At 69.8% G+C, this 1,343-nt stretch carries 1 protein-coding gene; it reads left to right on the top strand.

Annotated elements, in window-relative coordinates:
* Positions 1-309 precede the first annotated feature (309 nt).
* Entirely contained in the window at positions 310-1,263 is a 954-nt protein-coding gene (locus AC27IQ_RS24690; protein WP_317355011.1) for an AEC family transporter, read from the top strand.
* Positions 1,264-1,343 lie beyond the last annotated feature (80 nt).

Here is a 1,343-nt window from a genome sequence, read left to right as displayed (position 1 = left end):
TTTAATAGCGATATGCCCTAGTGATGATTGCGTTGGAGCCCGTTTTGAAGGGCGGCGCAAAGGGTATGAGGGCGCCCCTTTCGCCAGTACCGACCGTCTGGGACTGGCGCGGGCCTGGACCATGCGCGCCGGGCCGGGGGCGTGTGCACGCCGCAGCGGCTCACCGGCGCGCGGGCGGCTGGACATCCGCCGGGACAGGACAGGCCGGTGCGTCGAGCCGCCACCCCACGGGACCCATCTGACGCGGCGGTGCGCAGGGCGCGATGCACCGCACCGATAATCGAAGGCTTTGCCCGCAGGATCGCCGCCGTGAACTCCCCCGTCTTCGCCTCCATGATCCCGGTGATCCTGTTCATCGCCATCGGCTTTCTCGCCGGGCGCCTGGGCTGGGTGCGGGCCTCGGCGGTCAAGGATCTGTCCAACCTGGTGTTCCTGGTGCTCACGCCCGCGCTGCTGTTTCGCACCATGGGCACGTCGCGCGTGCAGGACCTGAACTTCGAGCCGGTGGGCCTGTACTTTCTCGCGGCCGGGCTGGTGTTCGTCGTGTCGCTGGCGCTCATGGGGTTCTCCACCCGCTCGGCCGCGTTCGGGCTGGCCAGCATGTTCAGCAACACCATCATGATCGGCGTGCCGCTGGTCGGGCTGGTCTACGGCCAGGAAGGGCTGGTGACGCTGTTCACGCTGATCTCGCTGCACGCGCTCATCCTGCTCACGGCGGCCACGGTGGTGTTCGAGCTGGCGCAGGCGCATGAAAGCCAGCGCGACGGCCGCAGCGCGCCGCGCCCCATGCTGCATACGGTGCTGCAGGCCGTGCGCAACGGCATCCTGCACCCGGTGCCGCTGCCCATCCTGGCCGGGTTGCTGTTCGCGCAGACCGGCCTGCACCTGCCCGAGGTGGTGGACAAGCCGCTGCAGCTGCTGGGCATGGCGCTCGGCCCCATGGCCCTGCTGCTGGTGGGCGTGACGCTGGCGTTCAGCAAGGTGGGCCACCATGCGCGCGACGCGCTGCGCATTTCGCTGGTCAAGAACCTGGCGCACCCGGTGCTGCTGCTGGCGCTGGCCTGGGCCTTCGGCCTGGGCGGCACCTCGACGGCGGTGATGTTCCTGGCCGCGTCGCTGCCGGTGGGGGCCAACGTGTTCCTCTTTACGCAGCGCTACGACACGATGCAGGACGAGGTGACGGCCAGCATCGCCGTATCCACGGCGCTGGCGCTGGTGACGGTGCCGCTCATGCTGGTGGTCGCGCAGCGGTTCTTTCACTGAGGCCTGGCGCCCGGTCGGCCGGGCCGAAGCACCGGCGCACGGCGCGGGCGGTCAGGGCGCGAGGCGCTCGCGCACCCACT

The organism is Acidovorax sp. KPB24-07 (assembly GCF_057543315.1).
The sequence above is the reverse complement of the archived record's forward strand: the minus strand, read 5'-3'. Positions and strand labels throughout refer to the sequence as shown.